The organism is Rhizobium sullae (assembly GCF_025200715.1).
Lineage (GTDB): Bacteria > Pseudomonadota > Alphaproteobacteria > Rhizobiales > Rhizobiaceae > Rhizobium > Rhizobium sullae.
The window spans coordinates 1-18,726 of sequence record NZ_CP104145.1 but is presented as its reverse complement, the minus strand read 5'-3'; the positions used below and the strand labels follow the sequence as shown (position 1 = coordinate 18,726).

Annotated in this window: 12 protein-coding genes and 1 pseudogene; 4 read left to right on the top strand and 9 right to left on the bottom strand. The window is 56.8% G+C overall.

Features of this window, described 5'->3' with window-relative positions; genetic code table 11:
• Positions 1 to 132: 132 nt before the first annotated feature.
• The 4 genes from N2599_RS34135 to N2599_RS34120 all read right to left on the bottom strand — a co-directional run bounded on the left by N2599_RS34135 (position 133) and on the right by N2599_RS34120 (position 8,421).
• A complete protein-coding gene (locus N2599_RS34135) occupies positions 133 to 987 on the bottom strand; it encodes an ATP-binding protein (RefSeq protein WP_051336848.1) in 855 nt (284 codons plus the stop codon).
• A gap of 142 nt (positions 988 to 1,129) precedes the next feature.
• Positions 1,130 to 2,614 (bottom strand): hypothetical protein, encoded by a 1,485-nt coding sequence (locus tag N2599_RS34130; protein WP_027513714.1) that lies wholly within the window; start codon positions 2,612 to 2,614, stop codon positions 1,130 to 1,132.
• A complete protein-coding gene (locus N2599_RS34125; RefSeq protein WP_027513715.1) occupies positions 2,607 to 7,577 on the bottom strand; it encodes an AAA domain-containing protein in 4,971 nt (1,656 codons plus the stop codon). Before N2599_RS34125 ends, N2599_RS34130 begins: the two co-directional genes overlap by 8 nt.
• A 25-nt stretch (positions 7,578 to 7,602) precedes the next feature.
• On the bottom strand, positions 7,603 to 8,421 hold the full coding sequence (locus N2599_RS34120) for an IS5 family transposase (protein WP_087003020.1): 819 nt from the start codon (positions 8,419 to 8,421) through the stop codon (positions 7,603 to 7,605).
• Positions 8,422 to 8,919: 498 nt separating this feature from the next.
• On the opposite strand from N2599_RS34120, the gene N2599_RS34115 reads away from it, so the two are divergent.
• From N2599_RS34115 to N2599_RS34105, 3 genes are all read left to right on the top strand, one after another.
• On the top strand, positions 8,920 to 9,408 hold the full coding sequence (locus N2599_RS34115) for a hypothetical protein (protein ID WP_027513951.1): 489 nt from the start codon (positions 8,920 to 8,922) through the stop codon (positions 9,406 to 9,408).
• Complete coding sequence (locus tag N2599_RS34110; protein WP_027513952.1) at positions 9,408 to 10,046, top strand: hypothetical protein; 639 nt, start codon at positions 9,408 to 9,410, stop codon at positions 10,044 to 10,046. Before N2599_RS34115 ends, N2599_RS34110 begins: the two co-directional genes overlap by 1 nt.
• A 91-nt stretch (positions 10,047 to 10,137) precedes the next feature.
• On the top strand, positions 10,138 to 10,956 hold the full coding sequence (locus N2599_RS34105) for an IS5 family transposase (protein WP_087003020.1): 819 nt from the start codon (positions 10,138 to 10,140) through the stop codon (positions 10,954 to 10,956).
• 7 nt (positions 10,957 to 10,963) lie between these two features.
• On the opposite strand, the pseudogene N2599_RS34100 reads toward N2599_RS34105, so the two are convergent.
• Positions 10,964 to 12,099, bottom strand: a pseudogene (locus tag N2599_RS34100) (RHE_PE00001 family protein).
• Positions 12,100 to 12,287: 188 nt separating this feature from the next.
• Between N2599_RS34100 and N2599_RS34095 the strand changes: the two are divergent.
• Positions 12,288 to 13,436, top strand: a complete 1,149-nt coding sequence (locus N2599_RS34095) for a site-specific integrase (protein ID WP_027513385.1) — start codon at positions 12,288 to 12,290, stop codon at positions 13,434 to 13,436.
• 93 nt (positions 13,437 to 13,529) lie between these two features.
• Here the strand turns inward: N2599_RS34095 and N2599_RS34090 are convergent, their stop codons facing one another.
• The 4 genes from N2599_RS34090 to repA form a co-directional block, all read right to left on the bottom strand.
• Entirely contained in the window at positions 13,530 to 14,120 is a 591-nt protein-coding gene (locus N2599_RS34090; RefSeq protein ID WP_051336824.1) for a hypothetical protein, read from the bottom strand.
• A gap of 906 nt (positions 14,121 to 15,026) precedes the next feature.
• On the bottom strand, positions 15,027 to 16,241 hold the full coding sequence (gene repC, locus N2599_RS34085; protein ID WP_027513384.1) for a plasmid replication protein RepC: 1,215 nt from the start codon (positions 16,239 to 16,241) through the stop codon (positions 15,027 to 15,029).
• A 191-nt stretch (positions 16,242 to 16,432) separates the two neighbouring features.
• Positions 16,433 to 17,467 (bottom strand): plasmid partitioning protein RepB, encoded by a 1,035-nt coding sequence (gene repB, locus N2599_RS34080; RefSeq protein WP_027513383.1) that lies wholly within the window; start codon positions 17,465 to 17,467, stop codon positions 16,433 to 16,435.
• Positions 17,464 to 18,687 carry a plasmid partitioning protein RepA gene (gene repA, locus N2599_RS34075; RefSeq protein WP_037143914.1) on the bottom strand — a complete coding sequence of 408 codons (1,224 nt, stop codon included), beginning with the start codon at positions 18,685 to 18,687 and terminating at the stop codon, positions 17,464 to 17,466. The genes repB and repA overlap by 4 nt, the downstream gene beginning before the upstream one ends.
• Positions 18,688 to 18,726: the final 39 nt, after the last annotated feature.

Sequence of the window (18,726 nt, the reverse complement as noted above, 5' to 3'; positions counted from 1 at the left end):
CAGGCTCCCGGCGGTCGATGACTTAAGGCGGATTGTAGAAGACGTCCTGCGCGGCGATTGTCGGCGCCAGATACTCCACCGCACGAACAGCGGGGGAGGTGCCGGCATAACGCGCTGGACGTCTTGCAAGTGTCAGCAGGAACCGCAGTCGTCTTCATCGCCTTGCTCTACGATGTGTTTTCTTTCCGTTTTCTCATTCCTCTTGAGGGAGCTGGCCTCTGCTTCAGTCTCCCAGCTGGCACGCGTCGTGGTATCCATTGCTACCGAAAGGACTTTGCTAGAGACCACTCCCTGCTTGGACGCCAGTTCGGCGTTGATCTCAGTGATTCGCGCATCGCCCTGAAACGTGTCGCGCATAGTCCTATAGGCCAGCGCAAGCTCCACGGATTGCTCCTTGGTGAGATAATCGCGGACAATCTCCAATACATATTTATTGGCAGCATAGGAGTTGGAAATGTTGCTGGGGTCGATAAGCGCCGACTTGATGGGAATGGATGAGGGTGACAGCGGCGTCCCCGCAAAGGAAGTCCAGACAATCTCGTAGAACTCCATCGGGATGCTGTTTAGCACACTGGGGTCGCTAATGTACGACCGGTATTGATCCAGACAGTTTTCGTCGAGCTTGATAGCCATGGTGATGCCGGGGCAAGTTATCCGCTCACTGTTGATGGATCCGATCAGGTCCACCGTTTTAGCCGTTTCCTGAAGGTACAGCTCAATCACCGCCTCCGGAGGAGGTACTTTGACACCGCCTTTGTGGCTGGCCACGAACTCTGTCACCGCGTCGGCATTGATCAGGAATGGATGGAGCTCATAGTCGGCGGCCCTCCGGTTCAGTTGGCGCCGCAAAGCGAGGTTAATTGCTTCGAGAAGGGTGGATTTGCCCGCCTCATTATCCCCGACGATCACGTTGACCTCGTCACCGAACGTAACGTCTGCATGCCGCAAGGCGCGGTAGTTCTTCACAACGACACGAGTGATCGACATTCGGCTCCCCTGGATGATGCTCGCCTTAAGGTGCTAAAACCAGAGATTGCGCAAGCTGATCGACCTATTTCCAAGGTAACATGGTCGCTCGTCTTTGATCGACGGTCTTGATGGGATAAACGAACCATCGAACCGTTGACTTTCAATCTACCTTCGCTTCCAACGCCGCTCGAGGCGCAATTGCTCGTTCGATAGCCGAACGCCGTGCGTCTTCGGTAACGCGTGGCGCGACTTCATCACCGATCAAATTCTCGATCCGACGGATCACCGCGGGATCAAACGTCGCGAACCCAAGCGGTGCCGGCGCACCCATGCCTGCCGGACCGATGGGCGCGTGAACGAGTGCAACCGCGGCCAACCCCGGCATAAGATAAATCTCGAGACTGGGGGGAAGACTGCAGTATGCGACAGCAACCGCGTTGTCGAAGGCAGAACTAATGTATTTTGGTACTTTTTCGGTGCAAACGCAGCATGTCTCGGGTTCACTGGACTCGTCGCCATCAGAATGACGGAGTTTCATTCTTATAAGGGCATTCAGATCCCTAAGAAGGGTCGTCGCTCCCCAATGTTTTGTTACCGGAGGTACAGAGAGGACCATCTTCGGGGGCTCGCTTTGCCGAAGGCCATAATCCACCACTCGCAGGATCCGCTCAATGTTTCCCTGTGTCAGAAGTGATCCGACCAAAGCGATCGTCTGCCTATCCGTTCGAGGTTCGCCTGCGCGGGAAACCGCCTCTCGCCAGTATCGACCGATAGATAGGCCGCTGCTGATCGTAAATTCCTTGAAAAAGTCAGGAGCAAGTTCAGTCAAGAGTCTGTAGGCGTGGGCATCAACAGCTTCCTGCTTGGGAAGCCGAAGCTCGGAGAGAAACCGTCCAATAGCCTGTTCGATCTCGGGGCGATCAGACATTTCCTGATCCGATCGCCATGAGGTAAGATCCGCCTCGACGACGCTTGGACTTGAAGCTTGAGCGACCACTTTGATCCGCACTGGAACTTGAAAACGATCACCGGGAATCGCAGATCCTATTGCGTAGAGGTCGCGGCGCTGAAGGCGGTCGCGGTCTTCACGGTCGGCGAGTTCTCGGAAAAAATAGTGAAAGCGGTCCTCTACAACTTTCGACGCCCTCCCCCCTCCTTTATAGACGTCGAGGCTGAGGTCGGGAAGGTTCATCTCCAGTTGATCGAGATGCATATGGGTCTGAGGCGCGATCGCTAGCTGGTCAAATCCGAAACTATTGCGGCGGTTCTCGACAGAATAGATAGCTGGGCCGTCATCACCGTTCGAGAAAAGTGCTTCTCCAGCGGTCGTCAACCAAAGCCTATTCGCGCGGCGCTCGATGTAACCTGGCGTCGTTCCTTCGCCCAGAACGAATTCCATCTCGACGCGATTGTAGCCGAAAAACTGCCTGGCTTCGTCCTCACCAATTCCGTCGACAGATTTAACTAACCGCATGAGAAATTCGAGAGTTGGACTCATCTGGCCAAGGACGGCGACCTTGTAGCTCACGTCATATCTGCGGCATGGCAACAGGACGTCGAATGTATGCAGTTCGACCTTACGGTCTTCCTCGGGTGGAACAAGATCATCGGTCCTTAACTTGAGTATTCTGCGCTTCTCAAGCATCTGTCGCCTCGCTTTTTGATACGGCTGCCCGCAACTTGTCCCTTGGCGTCAGCATGTCGGCGGCGTCGATCCGGCGCGCGTGCCCTTGTCCCAACGCCATATCAAACTTGCCGATCATTTGGGCGACCGGCCCCCCGTGTCGCCATCCTGAGCGACTGCCCACTATCACTAGCCTATCCATGGCACGGCTTGCCGCCACGTTAATGCGATTGGGGGTCGCCAGAAAACCCTCCTTGATGAAGCGCGAATTCCCAGCAGTTTTTCCTTCACGGTTATTGCGGACGAGCGACAAGAGGACGATCGGGTTCTCCTTCCCCTGGTAACTGTCGACAGTGCCGATCTTAATGCGGCGATCCAGATGCTCGCCCAACGCCGACCTCAGCATGATTTTCCGTAGGAGGTCGCGCTGGGCGGCATACATGCAGATCACACCGATACCGAATGGATATTCTCGCTGCCCGACTAGCCAATCGCTAAACTCGGTGTGCCTTAGCCACTCCTCAAGCGTCTTGACGATAGCGTCGGCTTCCATGCGATTGACGCGGCCGAACTCGCCGACTTTCCCTTCAAACGCGCTTTCTGACATTCCAGCGGTGTCGATCCAGGTGAGTGGCCTGTCGAAGGGCTCCGGCAACACATCGGAAGGAAGCACGGAGTGATGTCTGCCAGCTTTGAGAGTCAAATCTGGGTAAAACGCCTCCGACACCAGTTTACCAATCGGCTCGAGCATTCTGTACTGGGTAGCGAGCCGCGCTCCAGCATGCGTCCCGTAAGTCGCCTCAAACACCCTTTCGAAATCGCTCCGCTTAATCTCTCTTTTTGAAATGTTTGTTCGCTTTGCTACCCGGTCCACGACTTCAGCGCGATGTTGCGGCTCCAGTTGGGCCTGATCGCCAACAAGCACCGCCCAGCGGGCTGCTTGAAGTGGAACGAGAAGTTCGCTGGCAGTGCATCTCGCTGCTTCATCGATGATGACTAGGTCAAATGACGTGTTGGTCAAACCGAGGGACGTCCGGCCGAGACCCACGCACGTCCCTGCCACTATCTGGCGCGTTCCGGCCAGGAAAGGTTCGAAACTGCGCAGATATCGGGATGCGCTGCTAACAAAATCCCGGCCTATTCCCGCGACGGCCTGCAGTTTCTTGATCTTGTCCGCGCTGATACCGGATCCGGAATGCTTTTCCATAAGGTAATAGAGCGCTTCGTCTTGAAAATCGGAAAATGGTGAGCCGACTTCTGCCGCAAGCTGCGAGGGAAGACCGAGCTTTTCGAGCACAAGCTCGAGCGAACCCCTGAGACCCGTCACGCGTGCGTCAGCGTCGTTAATTTCTACCAACAGCTCCTCTAGGCGCATGGCCATAGGCAGGACCTGTTGCTGGAAGACAAGGACGTCGTTGACAGCCTCCCTGTCGACCCCGATGGATTTTCCGACTATTGCCATCCTCTCACTGAAAGTGGCCGAGAACCTATCTTTTAGGGATTGCTCCACTTTAGGCGTGTGAAATTCTCTGATCTGATCCGAGACTTGGTCTTCGCTCATGGCCACTCTGAGGATGCTCGGGTCGCCTCCAGACTTCCGAAACAACCTGAGAAGCGCTTCCGCTGCCGTGTTGACCGCTTCGTGCGCTTGGCTAGAAAGCAATACGTTCCGCGCGAGCCCTTTTGTGATCGCATAATGCGCAAGCGCCGCTATGAAGCGAGTCTTGCCCGTTCCCGGCGGACCTTGCAGCAATCCAACCGGGCGAGCGGCCACAATCGCGCGAAATGCCCGTGTCTGGTCATCGTTAAGTTCGTAGGAAGCGAGCTGCTCCTCGTCTATCATATGCTCGATGCGGGAGGGTTCAGCCGCAGATCGAGGATCAAAAACAGAAACAAGGTTTCCTGCTCTCCCTTCCCTGGCCAATATCCGATCGACGGCGCCCGATCTTCTCCTGAGCGATTCTGCTTCGAAATGGCTCACGAACCGAAGCCGTTGCCCTTCTTCAAGAAATGACCCGTGTGGCGGCCCCGAAAATTGGGGTGGCTCGATTACGGCGATTGTCGCGGTAGAGCGTGATAGATCGAGCTCTCCGATACGCCTCCATCCGCCTTTGGATTGTCGCTGCACGCCTACGGTGTCGTTTCGGTCGAAATCGAAGCTTCCGCTTTCCAGTTCGATAGCGGCGACATGCCTTCGGGTGGATCTATCAAACGAGCTGTCGAGAATGACCCGGGCGTCCGTCGTCAATTCCTTTTCGATTGTGATTAGTTCACGCCACAAAAGCGGGACATCAACTTGTTCGACGTCGCCGTTCGCGGCTTCCTCCGCCACAAGTTCGGTTAAGCTTTCCTCAGCCTCTTCCTCGGGGATTGCGGGTGCGGACGCATCTTCAATATCATCGGGTGCCGCCGAGCCCGATTCTGTCACGGCTTTGTCCGAGACAAGCTCAGAGATCAGAGGTTCGAGTTGGGACAGGTCGTTGTGAGTTGAGGTGTGAATTGCAACAGACCCCTCAAACGAGAAGTTTTCGAAGCGGCTGATGATCGCAATACGGGTTAGGGTTAACGTGCGACGGTAACACGCGCGCGGCTTCCCATTGTCGTCTAGTTTTACTTCAAGTTCTTCGGAGGCGCCGCGGATGATCACCTTCGCTGGCCCCGTCTGGTTTAGCCCCATGGTTCTCACGAAGTAACGGCCCTCGTCAGGCTCAATGGGCCCCACCTCGGCGTTTCGCACAGATATCATGATTTGTCTTCCGGCTTCGCCGGGTTCGCCTAAAGGCGCCGTAGCTATTGCCAACGCCCTCTCCAAAGCCTCCGCGAGCGGAAGGAGCGTCGTCAGGCGGGGTTCTTTGGTGCGGCAGGTATCTATCGCCTTAGCTATGCCGACGGCAATCTCTACGGGGAGGTTACAAACCGCGAGCATCTCTTCCGCAAGCTTCGTCACAGCAAAGCGATCTCGCTGAAAACGATCTCCGCCTGCCGAATAGTTCCCGTTCTGCAGGTCCCCGTCCGCGGTGGGCGAGAAGTCAAAGAAGTCGATGAGGAACCAATCGTTACCCTCCGTTAAGACGATGTTGTCGGGCTTGAGATCACCGTGCGCGAGAGAGGCTTCGTGCAGCCGGGAGACAGCCGACTCGAGCCTCCTCACCGCCTCTATCGCCACTTCCGGCTTCAACCAATTGGCAGGAGGATGTTCAAGCAGCTCCGCCAACGTTTTTCCCGCAGCCCAGTCCTGAACAAGAGCGAAGGCATCAGAGAGCCAGTACACTCCTCGGATCTTAGATATCCCCGCAGGCGCATCGATCCTCGCATTGGAGGCCGCGTCGAGAAAGCTGAGGACACGCTTTCCTTCTTTATCGAGATCGCCCCAAGCGGCCTGCTTCCATAACTTTACGAGGACGTCCTCGCCGTCGACCGTGCTTCGCCATACATCTACTCTGTCGCTTTCTCTTAGGAGATCGTCGGCAAGCGGGAATTTTGCGGCGAGGGCTCGCTGCGATCGTATCTCGAGGCGGTATTTCTCGAGCGAGGTTCGCACTTCTTGAGGAGTAGGATGCTCTGTCGTCGCCCTGTTAAACATCTCAAGCGCATTGCGCGCGTTCGCGAACCGCCTCTGCGGATCGACGTCGAGCATTTCAGCAAACCAATCATGGAGATGCTGGAACCCCAGATCTGGATCAACCGCTGCGTCCCACTCCGGGGGCTCTCCCTCGGGAGTTTGGCCGAAAAGAATCTGATGCACCGCAACGCCGAGGAGGTAGACGTCCCGCCTCGATACATCGGATTTTACCCCAAGGAGGTCCTCAGGAAGCGTCACGCTTGCCAGAAAGTTGTACCGGGCCTCCCCTAGCGTTTTGACGCTCGGATGCCGGGCGGCGAAGAGATGCGACAGCCTCACCGTTGTTGGCATTTCTAGCCAAATGCTGTGCCCTCCGAGGTCAAGGTGGGCGGCATCTACCCGATGAAACTCGGCGACTGCCGAAAGCAACTGGCGTGCGAGCTCCGTCCTTCCTGCTGCCGTAACATTATCCTTCTCTGTCGCCGACCAATCTGACAGCCTTTTCAGCCTTCGCCGCCGGTCAAATACTTCCCAGTAATCTACGCCGCCAGAAGTGTCGTCAACGCGCGGTGCAAGTAGAAACTTTTCTAAATTGTCCGCCCGGTCCCGAAGCCAGTGATACACTCGACGTTCCCGGCCCACGATCTCACTACGCGCTTCCGCGTTCTGAAACCTCGTATCCGTGACCTTAGCAAAATCCCAGAGGCGCAAGGTGCCCAGATTCGGGGGGGTACCAGCCTCTCTGGCTTCGAATTCCCTATAAATCTGTCCAGGATGATTGAAGACCGATACCTCTTCGGGAACGTACCGGTCAAACTTACGGCGGCCAGGCTCCAGAGGAGACTTGCTCCCGCCATTGAAGAATCTGGTGAGGTGCTCCTTCCAAAACGGGTCGGTCAGAGGCCTCGACAAAATTTCGCCGGCAATGGAGCCGAAAGTCTCGCGATCCCGCCTGTCATCGGTTATCTGCTTTATTAAATCATCGGCGGTGAAGACCGATGCCCTCTCGGTCGCAGGAATTCCTGAGCGCTCGTTATTGCCGATCAGAGCAACGACGCCATCGATACGAGGCACGGGAAGTTTACGGGTCTCCTGTCGATTGCCTAATTCTTTCTTGAGAAGTTGATAGAGATGGCGCTTGATCTCAAGGACCTTTTGAACCGGTGACGGCTCGTGATCTACGCCGTCGAGATACCATCTGCCGTCTGTCCCGGTGATCGCCGCGGTTCCCCAGTTCTTCAGGTCGATTATGAGCACTCGTTTGCTCGTTATGAGGATCACATCAACCTCGCGCGTCGTCCCTGCACTTAAGGAGATGTCGAGGTTGGTAAATGCGTACCAAGATGCGGGGAGATTGCGTAGCTTATCGATACCTGCAATTTCGTTTTTATGTATTCCCCGGCCGCAATTCTTTATTTGCAACAGCCCGCCCCCTCTAAGAGTCCGTTCAAGAAAGCGGATATCGAGCGAGCCTTCTTGTCATTAGCTTGATCATAGCGGTCTGAATGAAGGCGAGGCTTGTGCCAGAGAAGCGCTCGAAATCCTTTGCCATTCGGCGGTTTATGCCGAGCCACGCCAACGTCCGCTCGACGATCCATCGCTTCGGGAGCACCTGAAAGCCGGCCTGATTGCGTTTGACGATTTCCATCGATCGCGGACTGGCCTCTTCGACTGTCGGGCCCTGATACCCGCCATCGCCGCAAATTTTCTCGATGAATGGAAAGCGGTTGACGAGCCTGTCGAAAACAAGTGCTGCTCCATCACGATCCTGAATACCTGCCGAATGAACCTCCGCTTTCAGAAGCATGCCCAGGGTATCAACCAGAATGTGCCGCTTGCGGCCCTTGATCTTCTTGCCTGCGTCGTATCCGATATCGAGACGGGCATCTGGGCCGGTCTTCACCGATTGGCTATCGATGATGGCAAATGACGGCTGTTCTTCGCGCCCCTCAAGCCGCCGCGTCCGGCAGTAGAGCGCGTCATGGATACGACGCCACGTCCCGTCCCGGCAGAACCGCTTGAAATAATGATAGACCGTGCTCTTCGGTGGAAAATCATGCGGCAGCAATGCCCATTGGCAGCCTGACTGCAGCAGATAGAAAATCGCGTCCATCACCGCCCGAAGCGACGTCTTGCGTCGGCGGCCCAGTCGAGGCTGCCTTGGCATAAAGGGTTCGATCAGGCCCCACTCACGGTCAGTCAGATCGCTTGCGTAGCGCATGCGGCTTCTGTCATGATGACGCCGGGTGAAGGGTGTCCAGGCCATTCGATCTCTCCGTATTTGTCGCAAAATACAAAGAATCTGATTGCCGCCCTTCACTCAACCCCACGACCGCCAGCCATTCTTGAACAGACACTAAGAACCTATCTCGAATGCAATCGAAGATTGATAGACCGAGTTTCTCGTACAGTCGAGGTCTACCGAAAGCTCAAAAAACCCGGAAATCGGTTTATTTTGCTCCGGCAATTTTTACTGCGCGAGCCACAAGTCTGGGACAACTTAAGTCACGGTCGTGATGGACATTGAAACGTCCTTGGGCAACATGTTTTTCCGTTGCCTGCGAGGGTACCTGCAGTCCGTGCCCTTGACGGCGACATAGCGCTGGGTCTCAAGAGAGGACGGCGACCCAACCGAATCCGGTCAATGGTACTTGGAGACAATGATTAAAAAGCGTCGTATGTCGTTCGAACGAGCCCACGGCTTGCTTGAAGACATAAGAAACCTTCAGGCGGCCATGGGAGCTGGGGTGACACGTCGCCGACGATGCTGCATCCGCTCTGGCTGCTACAACGGTTGCTGGTGAAGGAAATTACGCGAGCCGAACGGAAAATTCGTCGGATCAAGTCGATCCTGAGGCTGACTGCCGAGCATGATGGTTCGGATAGGTCGATCTCGCTAATGACGCAAGTTGAGGCCTATCGCCATCTCACGTACATATGGCGATCGTTTGGGGACGCGGTTGCGTTCCTTTTCATGGACAAGTTCGCGCTAAGGCAAGCTTTCTACAACACGCATAATACAAATGCTAAGCAGGACGCTGGCTTTCTTTCAGGCAAGGCGGGATTTGTTGGCGAATGGGACGAGGTTGAAAAGTGGCTCCGTCAGGGTATCCCCGCTTTGCTCGCCGACCTCACAAACACGATCCGGCATGGGGACGTTTGCCTCATGGCTGGCCCGGACCCCGTTCTTATTGAAGTCAAGCTTGGTGAGCTGGACGAGGGCGGCAACAGCGCGACTCCATTCGCCAGTTGATGGAGTTTTTTGAGAACGACGAAATACCCTGCCTGCGTGGGCTTGGAAAGATCTACCGAACAGCCCATCATTCTCCTGAATTACGTTACGCCGATGTGATGGAGGACACCATCATCGCGGCGGCCAGAACAGGCGCCGCCTTCAAATCCCCAGAGCGCGGTCTCTGGTATGTCGCGATAGCCGATGGGGCTGTTGACTTAAACGCCACCATCCATGGGTTCAGCCTTGGGCACCCAATCGCCTATCCACTTAACGAGGTTAAGACAAACCGGTCTTGGGCGCCGTACAGCCCTCTTATCCTCTCGATTCGAGACAGGGAATCGTCCTATCGATTTATGTGGGGCGATATCATTGTTTTCGTCATCTATGACCTAGACGAGCTGGTGGCCGCGGCAGCATTGCGCGGTCTCAAAACGACCCTCTTCTCGCGCGAAGAGGATTCGGTATTCGAGCTCATCGAACCTATCACCGGGAGAAACATCAGACTTGCATGGCAGATGTTTGATCGGCTTGCATTCGAGTTCACTTCGCCCGGCTGGCTCCTCGCGACAACAGTCGAACGCCTGAATTCGCAAGAGGTGCCGTCAGCAGCTTCCTCTAAACGAAATACTGGGACCGGGAAAAGTGCAGTGTTCTAAGTGTCTGTTCAAGAATGGCTGGCGGTCGTGGGGTTGAGTGAAGGGCGGCAATCAGATTCTTTGTATTTTGCGACAAATACGGAGAGATCGAATGGCCTGGACACCCTTCACCCGGCGTCATCATGACAGAAGCCGCATGCGCTACGCAAGCGATCTGACTGACCGTGAGTGGGGCCTGATCGAACCCTTTATGCCAAGGCAGCCTCGACTGGGCCGCCGACGCAAGACGTCGCTTCGGGCGGTGATGGACGCGATTTTCTATCTGCTGCAGTCAGGCTGCCAATGGGCATTGCTGCCGCATGATTTTCCACCGAAGAGCACGGTCTATCATTATTTCAAGCGGTTCTGCCGGGACGGGACGTGGCGTCGTATCCATGACGCGCTCTACTGCCGGACGCGGCGGCTTGAGGGGCGCGAAGAACAGCCGTCATTTGCCATCATCGATAGCCAATCGGTGAAGACCGGCCCAGATGCCCGTCTCGATATCGGATACGACGCAGGCAAGAAGATCAAGGGCCGCAAGCGGCACATTCTGGTTGATACCCTGGGCATGCTTCTGAAAGCGGAGGTTCATTCGGCAGGTATTCAGGATCGTGATGGAGCAGCACTTGTTTTCGACAGGCTCGTCAACCGCTTTCCATTCATCGAGAAAATTTGCGGCGATGGCGGGTATCAGGGCCCGACAGTCGAAGAGGCCAGTCCGCGATCGATGGAAATCGTCAAACGCAATCAGGCCGGCTTTCAGGTGCTCCCGAAGCGATGGATCGTCGAGCGGACGTTGGCGTGGCTCGGCATAAACCGCCGAATGGCAAAGGATTTCGAGCGCTTCTCTGGCACAAGCCTCGCCTTCATTCAGACCGCTATGATCAAGCTAATGACAAGAAGGCTCGCTCGATATCCGCTTTCTTGAACGGACTCTAAACAACGCCCCACGCCCGAAACCTCCCCCTCCCCGTCATCTCGCGAAGGCCGAGCTCCAAAACAATCCGCCGCGCCGCCTGCGGCGTCACGTCGAGCGTCTTCGCCACCATCCCGGCCGACACCAACGGTTTCGCCATCACCAACTCGACCAGTTTTGGAAGCTTTGAAGACGTCCGCCGCCCATCGAGTTTTCGCTCCAACAACGTTCGGGCCAGGGCCAGACGGTCATGTTCCTTCAAGCCGAGCTCGGCGGCCGCCAAAAACCCGTGGGCGATCGCGAGCAGCCGAGTCTCGCGATCGCGGTTCCGGCGCCGATCGACGGGAATGGTTTTCAGGCCGAGATTGATGGCGGCAAGATGGGCGCCTGACGTGATGCCGGCTTGGCGAAGGATCGACGCGCAAAGCAGCCGGCCGAGCCAGGGTGCGTGCTGTAGAACAGCAAGCTCGTTCCAGGCATCGAGGGCGACAATCGCCTGCAGCACCGCCGGTAGTTCTTGGGCTTGTCGCAACACGCCGCGCCATTCCTCCAACCTGGAATCCTCGTCCCAGTCGAGATCATAGACCAGTGCGTCTCTGTCTGCCCCGCTGGCGCGGCCGGGCCGCGTTGCGTTTTCGATCGCGGCCTCCGATCGGGCAAGTACCGCATCGATGGCGGCATAGTCGACGCCGGGCAGATCTTTGGCGTCGTCACCCTCCTCCCCCTCCCCTTCCGGATTTATCGGCGCCGCGGGGCGAATGACGACGGCAGTCTTCCCCTCGCCCGCGCCGGCCGAATTGATGTCCGATGTTTGTCGCAAGGTTCGGATACCCTCTGCGGACAAGGCCCAATCCGGCGACTGCGCAGCGATGCGCCGGCGGGTGCGCAGCACGTCGCGGGCGATGGTCAGCTCGTGGGTTGGGGTGCGGATATCGCGGGTGGCGTCGTGGAGGACGAGGTCTTCGAGATGGACGAGTTCGCCATCGATCCACAGCGAGGCACAGGCATCAGTGAAGTGGGTGCGTTCGATCCATCCCTGACCGACCGGCGAGCGGGCGCGCTCGTCGAGACGCTCCGGCGCGACGCCGGCGTTCGAAATCGGCGGCAGCAGGCTCTGGATGGCCGTTTCGTAAGATCGTAAGCCATTGCAATCATGGTAAATCCGCCATTAACCAGAAGTGATATCGGCTCTACCTTCCGTCATAGCTGCGGATTCCAAATGCGATCCTGGCCATCGATAAGTACTGGTTATCGATGGTAGATTGATTTCACGGCGCAAATCAGCAAGAATCGCAGCAAAGCAAGGCCGACATGGCCGCCGAATACAGCGATTTGGAGCGCTTGTGGCCAAACCCAAGACATCACTGACCGCCGTGGAGCGGCGCGCCGAAGAGCTCGACACGATCGCCGCGGTGCTGCCGCTCGAGCGCCGCGACGAGCTTGCCGAGCTGCTCACCGACCAGGATGTCGAGACGCTGCGCCATCTCGTCAACCAGGGTATGGGCGACAACACACTGCGGGCCTTGACCTCGGATCTCGCCTATCTCGAAGCCTGGGGGATGGCAGTGACTGGAAAATCCCTGCCCTGGCCGGCGCCCGAGGCGCTGCTTTTGAAATTCGTCGCCCATCATCTCTGGGACCCGCAACGCCGCGAGACCGATCCGGATCACGGCATGCCGGCCGACGTCGACGAAAACCTCCGGCGCCAAGGCTTTCTCAAATCCGTCGGACCGCACGCGTCAGCAACGGTGCGCCGGCGGCTGGCGAACTGGTCGACGCTAACGAAATGGCGTGGTCTCGACGGCACCTTCGCCTCCCCTTCCGTGAAATCGGCGATCCGCCTTGCCGTGCGCGCCGTCCCTCGGACGCGTCGGCGCAAGAGCGCCAAGGCGGTCACCGGCGACGTCTTGGCAAAACTGCTGTCGACCTGCGCGACCGACAGCCTGCGGGATCTGCGCGACCGGGCGATTCTGATGGTCGCCTTTGCATCCGGTGGCCGCCGGCGCAGCGAAATCGCCGGATTGCGCCGAGAACAGCTGACCGTCGAGCCTCCGATCGAGGTGCCAGGCGGCCCTCCCCTCCCCTCTCTCGCCATTCATCTCGGCCGCACCAAGACCACGACCGGCGAACAGGACGACGTCGTATTTCTGACCGGTAGGCCTGTCGAGGCGCTGAATGCCTGGATGGTTGCTGCCAGGATCGAGAGCGGAAGCGTGTTCCGGGCGATCGGGCGCTGGGGGACTATCTCGCGGCGGGCGCTCGATCCGCAGTCTATCAATGCCATCATCAAGCAGCGAGCGGCGATGGCTGGGCTGTCGGCTGGCGAGATTTCTGCGCATGGATTGCGTTCAGGCTATCTCACAGAAGCCGCCAATCGCGGCATTCCGCTCCCCGAGGCGATGGAGCAGTCACGGCATCGTTCTGTGCAGCAAGCGTCCAGCTACTACAACAATGCAACCCGTAGAAGCGGGCGAGCAACCAGGTTGCTGTAAGGCGAGATGAGATGCAGGGTCAGCAAGCTGTCCGCCGCCGCAATTTCTTTTTGTGTTCGAGATAGACATGAGGCGTGATTGACCGGTGTGGCCCTATAAGGCCGCTGCGAACTGAGCGATGAGGGAGTCGCTCTCAGGCTGAACGTACTTCGCCATATCTGGAAAAAAGCTGGATGTTGCGCTGACGGCGGTATGCAATAGCGCGGCGAAGAGCGCTATATGTTCGGGCGAAGTCGTCCCTGGACTGACAAAGCAGTTCTCCAAACGCCGCACGCCATCTCCCATCGAGCTCAGTTGGTCCCGGATTGGAAACGGGTAAGCCACCGGTCGCCTTGGCGCAGTAGGAGATTTATCACCTGGCAAGCTGTACGTGAGCAGTCCGTTCTTCAGGCTCAAAACTAGGTTGTGCCGAAGGTTGGCTGGCCTACGCGGCGCCTCGGTATTGTAGCAGTTCGCAATTTTTCCAAGGTGATCTTCATCTATTTCAAAATCGAAACGTTCACAGATCAAGAACGTGACAATCTGATCGAGTTCGTCATGCTCGGGTCGGAATTTGCGAGGATTGTTACCTGTCTTGAGATTGTGGACGTAACTCGGCTCGGACATGTTGAAAGCGGACTGGAAAGATGAAATCGTTTCCTTCAGAAGCGTTTCAACAGTGGAAATGGCTTGATATTTTGTCATCAGAAACGTCCTTAGCTATCGAACCACTTCTAATGGCGAACTGATAATTCTTGGTAGACACTCATCCTGACTGGCACGTACAAAATCGGCGTCTCGAGATTTCAATGCTGTACGCTATCGCCCGCTGACTACAGCAGCCTTGGATCCTAGCGGTCGAGCCTTCGCGTGAAGATTGGTGAACGCCTATTGGTCTGCTGCCAGGTATCGGAGACAGCGATGCAATCGTCCTCAATAACTGAAAACTGAGACTCACCCACCTTCACAGTTGGCGCCGTCCGCCCCGGATCGGGTTGGGGCATAAGGAAATAAGTTCGCGACGGACAGACGCAACATCGGCGGGCTCAAGGTCCAACATCCCAAAAAACTTGCGGCCAAACCGACCGCTTTCAGCTTTCGGCAGAGGAGACCGAGTGTTGCCTCAAATTCGGGAGAAGTCAGAATACTCGGTCCCGGCTTCCCACTTTTAATTTGTGCAAGACAGGCCTCGAACAATGTCAGGCAATAACTTCTCAGTTCTTCGTCCATCACAAACTCCCATTTGCCGACTCGTGTAGTCAGCCGACGACGTGCGGCGCGATCAAGCTTTTGTTTAGGAGCAGTACGCGACGAAGCGACGCCGCCCTCTGGCTTTCGACTCGTCGTACGATTCGCTCCGCCCCTGCTCCGAAGCAAGGTTATGAGCCACATTACAAGATGTTAGCCACGGTCGATCACCTCAGCGAATCTCAATTAGGTACCAATGTCTGGTCAGAATCCCGCAATTCTAAACTGCAAACGACAAACCGCTGGCGCCCATAGTGCTCAACAGCGCCAGCATCGGGAATTATCACGGCAACCCGTTCCGCCGACTAAAACCCTGACAGCTGTCAGGGTTTTTACCCTGCTGGCGATCTCCCACCATCGTTTTCACCCTGCCCTGCGTCCGCTGTCGCCGGCAGTACTGAGGAGTGCCATCAGCATCGGTCCGAGTGAAAATTCGCCCCGCTCCGCCTTGCGCGTGAGGTCTCGCAAATAGCCTCCCGGCGAATTGATATGTCCACTCCGCTCAAGGATGCAGGCGATCGCTGTCGCAGCATTTTCCGGCCCCATCACCTCGCAGGCCTCCTGATAGGCCGACGGGCTGACGCCCAGCATCGACCGCACGACGATCGCGGCGGCCATCATGTCGCGCCAACTGCCGATGGCCCCGCTCGGCCCATACATCGAGATGCCTGCGCAGGCTCGCAGCACCATGCCAAGCGGAAAATTACGGACCGGCTCCCGCTTCGGCCGATCATCATCCACCGACTTCGCGCCCCGCTCATCTTCAGAGCTAGGTTCAAGTTCATAGGTGGATTCGGTTTTTGAATTCTGTATGTGACGCTCATTGTGAGCATCATTGGTGCTAGTATTTTCGTCTTTTTGCTGCATTTCCAGAACGTTGATGATCTCCCCCTGCAGGAGTTCCATCTCGTCCAGGATTGAATTCACATCGCTGAGCGTCGGAGAGCGCGGAATCTTGCCCACGAGGCCGACGTAGATCGCTTCGATGTTCTCCCAGTCCCCTGAGGCGCCTTCCTCGATCGCGGCCGAAATGAGCTTTCGGACGTCGCGGCGGCAAATTGTCAAATTTTCCTTCGCCCGCCGGAGCGCTAAACGATCGGCAACGACCTGTTGCGCCATCATGGCGAGCTGCTCGGCTCTCATGAGTAACGGTGACAGATCAAAGCCGAATGCATTATCGATCGCACCCGCCTTGTCCTTCCGAGCGTAGCGCTTCCCATTCGCGCTGTCTTTACGAACGATAAGTCCGGCCTCAACGAGAAGAGCCAGATGTCTCCTAAGCGTAGCGCCGGCGATACCGTGCGCCCGAAGTGTCAATTGCGCGTTGGATGGGAAAACAATGAGTTGCGCATCTTGGCGCAATTCGTTGTCTGGATAAAAGCTCAAGAGTGCGTCGAGGACGGCTAGGCTGCGGTCCTGCAATCCAAGCAACTCCCTCGCTTCGGAGGCGTCCCTAAAGACCTTCCATTTGTCGGCCGACTTGCCTGGCTTGATCTCGCTCGTCTCAATTTGCCGCCTCACCAAGGCAAGCGTCATCGGCCGCCGCCCGAACGGCGTCGTCACACTTCCAATCTGCATTTTCTTCACCTTCAAAGAGGCAAAAGAAACCTGCTCACCAAATTACGGTGCCAAAGACTCTTGACTGGGATTCGGGGAAATGCGATTCTCTAGTTGTCACACAGAGAGAGAGGCTTCCACGACGGCAACGTTTAGGGGGCCTTTTTCTTTTGCAGCGTTTCCTTTCTTGGCCTCTAAAACTCTGACAGCTGTCAGAGTTTTTCGTGTCTTAGGCGGGCAAAGCGCTCCGTAAGCGCTGGGATCTCCGCCTCAACAAACTTCAAAAACTCGATCCCGAGTGAACCCTCGGCCGAAATTCGAACCTCTTTCGAGGACATCAGCAAGGCGCCGAGCTTAGTCCCGCCCTTGTCAGTAATCGGGCTTGGCTCCCGGCGACCGGTCGATTCTGGCTTGATGGCGTTCAACACACGCTGAAATCTTTGATCGGAGGTCTCAGCCGCATCCCCCTTCTTAACCAGCGCCGCCCGTAGGGCATCAAGCATTCCTGAGTCGCCCGCAACCGTCTTGGCCAAATCAAGCCAGCGTGGACGCCCAATCTTTGGCGCCCGTCCGATGGCTTCAATGACATCAGCAGGGACGGATCGATAAACGCTTCGCATCCGAGCCAGTTCCGCGTCCTCGATAGAAAGCGCTGCGTAGATATCCCGCGGTTTGATTCCGGCTTCATCCATGCGGAAAGCAAACAAGGCGCGCTCGATCCATGTCAGGTCCTGACGGCTGGCATTTTCGATACCCTGCGCGACAACAAGATCGACATCGGAAATCTCGACCTCGATCGCGCGGACGGGCAGGCCAAGTTGCATGGCAGCAAGCCAGCGCCGATGGCCATAGACCACCTGGTAGCGGCCAGGTGATAACGGATGTTTCCGGATCTGAATGGGCACCTTCTGTCCATCCGTCTCGATCGAACGTTTGAACGCCTCGAAGTCGCCTGCGTCGTCGTCAGGCAGCCTGTCCGGGTAGGGGGAGGGGTCAATAAGCAATGGGTCCACATCTCGAACCGAACCGCCTCCCGCCTCAAGGAGAGCCTTCAAACGATCTCGCTCCGTCCGGATGTCATCGATGGCTCGATGGGCCGCTCCGATCACGCCAGCTCCGACGCGATTGCCAGCAGAAGGCGCAGGGGACACTGACGGCTGCTGCTGATCCGCGGCCTGATCACTTTCCAGCTCCGCGGAAAGCAGTCCGAAGCTTGCGACAATAGATTTGCGGGGGGATTTGCTCATTCACGCCCCCAGCTCGTGTTGATCAGGCGAACAATGGCCTCGTTCACGGCGTCGACTGCCTCTCGTGCTCGCTTGTGGGTATCACGTCCGATCTGTCCCATTTCGAGTTCATAGATCGATCGCTTGGCCAGCCCGGCGGCTTCGACCGCGGTGCTCTCGATTGCCGTCGGAAGCAACACGTCTGTTCCGAAGAGGTGGCGCATCATGGCAACCACCTGCGACTGGGGTGCGTCATTCGGATCATGTCGCGTAATCAGATAACGAATGAAGTCCTGATCGAGCTGAGCTCCGCTTTCGTTGAGAACACTGATCAGGTCTCCCATCATGAGAAGAAACTGGCTCATTGAGGCCACGTCCAGCATCGCTGGATGGACCGTGATAATCATGCTCGTCGCAGCGTAGATCGCACTCAGGGTCAGGAACCCAAGCGACGGGGGCGTATCCAGGATGACAACATCGTAGTCCGCCTCGACTTCAGCGAGAGCGAGTTTGAGCCGCTCGAAGAAGATTGCCCCAGAACTCGATTTGTTCGCCAGAACACGAGGTGTCTCGTGCTCATACTCCATGACCTCAAGATTGCCGGGGATGAGATCGACACCGTCGAAGTAGGTCTTCCTGATAATGTCGCGTATTGGGCGCCGAGCGCTTTCGTCGTACCTCAGGGCTGCGTAGATCGTCTCGTTCGCTCCCACATCGACTTCAGGCTGAGCGCCAAACAAGGCCGAAAGGGAAGCTTGCGGATCAAGGTCAAGGGCGAGAACCCGATAGCCATGAAGAGCAAGATAATGCGCAAGATGAACACAGGTGGTCGTCTTGGCGCTCCCACCCTTGAAGTTCGCGATTGCTATGACCTGCAGATGCTCTCCCTCCCGCCGGCGGGGAAGGAAGCGCAGTGAATCAGCTGGCTTCTGTTTTGCAAAGAGTTCACGCAACTCATTGATCTGTGGAAGCGTATAGACGCGATGATTGTTTTCGAGCCTGCTCGGGCTCGGACCGCGCCCTTCGCTGGACATCAGTTTCAAGGTCGAATCTGGTATCGACGTCAACTTGGATACTTCGTTAGTAAGGAACTGCCGCAACGTCTTTTCCGACTTCGGCGGATACATGCGCATTCGAAGTTGCTGCAATTGTTGAGACAGGAGGCCCGCATGGCGCGTGATCTTGCTGCCAGCATCTTCCTTGGAAGCAACCACCGATTCTACCCGTTGTGCTATCGCCATCTTTCCCTCTTGGCGGCTTCGTGCCGGTTTACCGGCCAT

Excerpts from the sequence above, each read along its gene's own strand:
- repB (WP_027513383.1), bottom strand. The coding sequence starts at position 17,467 with ATGAGCAAATCCCCCCGCAAATCTATTGTCGCAAGCTTCGGACTGCTT.
- N2599_RS34120 (WP_087003020.1), bottom strand. The coding sequence starts at position 8,421 with ATGGCCTGGACACCCTTCACCCGGCGTCATCATGACAGAAGCCGCATG.
- repA (WP_037143914.1), bottom strand. The coding sequence starts at position 18,687 with ATGGCGATAGCACAACGGGTAGAATCGGTGGTTGCTTCCAAGGAAGAT.
- N2599_RS34135 (WP_051336848.1), bottom strand. The coding sequence starts at position 987 with ATGTCGATCACTCGTGTCGTTGTGAAGAACTACCGCGCCTTGCGGCAT.
- N2599_RS34130 (WP_027513714.1), bottom strand. The coding sequence starts at position 2,614 with ATGCTTGAGAAGCGCAGAATACTCAAGTTAAGGACCGATGATCTTGTT.
- N2599_RS34115 (WP_027513951.1), top strand. The coding sequence starts at position 8,920 with ATGCTGCATCCGCTCTGGCTGCTACAACGGTTGCTGGTGAAGGAAATT.
- N2599_RS34105 (WP_087003020.1), top strand. The coding sequence starts at position 10,138 with ATGGCCTGGACACCCTTCACCCGGCGTCATCATGACAGAAGCCGCATG.
- repC (WP_027513384.1), bottom strand. The coding sequence starts at position 16,241 with ATGCAGATTGGAAGTGTGACGACGCCGTTCGGGCGGCGGCCGATGACG.
- N2599_RS34090 (WP_051336824.1), bottom strand. The coding sequence starts at position 14,120 with ATGACAAAATATCAAGCCATTTCCACTGTTGAAACGCTTCTGAAGGAA.
- N2599_RS34110 (WP_027513952.1), top strand. The coding sequence starts at position 9,408 with ATGGAGTTTTTTGAGAACGACGAAATACCCTGCCTGCGTGGGCTTGGA.